The organism is Stenotrophomonas sp. SY1, assembly GCF_021202945.1.
In the GTDB taxonomy this organism is placed as follows: Bacteria; Pseudomonadota; Gammaproteobacteria; order Xanthomonadales; family Xanthomonadaceae; genus Stenotrophomonas.
Genome location: NZ_JAJOYR010000018.1, coordinates 1 through 454 on the forward strand (window position 1 = coordinate 1; position 454 = coordinate 454).

Genomic DNA, 454 nt, shown 5'->3' on the forward strand with positions numbered 1-454 from the left:
TAAAAAACAAAATTATAATATAAGACACGATATTGAAACTCAAAATGTGTCAAAAAGAAATAATCAGGAGTTTCTTAAAACTATGTACTTTAATGCTCGTAGTATTAGGAACAAATTTCAAGAAATACAGGCGTATGTCAAAAGCGAAAATCTCGATATAATAGGAATAATCGAGACATGGTTAAGTGGTACAGAGTTCGAAGCTGAATTTAATACAGTATAGAAACCAAAGGAAAGGTGGGGGTGTGTTGTTGTACGTTAAAAACAATGTTCATGTTTGTGTTTTAGAGAAAGTGAAACAGGATGCATATGATAGTTTGTGGGTAGAATTAACCCAAACAAATGGACAAAAAATGAATGTAGGTGTGATATATAGGCCAAAAACATTATCATTAGCAGACGACAAACTGTTGTTTCAAGAAATGTCTAGTTTCTGCAACCAGGACTTATTGAT

Annotated in this window: 2 protein-coding genes; both read left to right on the forward strand. The window is 32.2% G+C overall.

All coding sequences use genetic code 11. The features are described 5' to 3' along the window. Positions 1-223 (forward strand): hypothetical protein (locus tag LR961_RS19155; protein WP_232151569.1); only part of this gene is annotated, 223 nt, incomplete at its 5' end. Between the two features lie 22 nt (positions 224-245). Beyond that, on the forward strand, positions 246-454 hold a 209-nt coding region (locus tag LR961_RS19160; RefSeq protein WP_232151570.1), incomplete at its 3' end, for a hypothetical protein.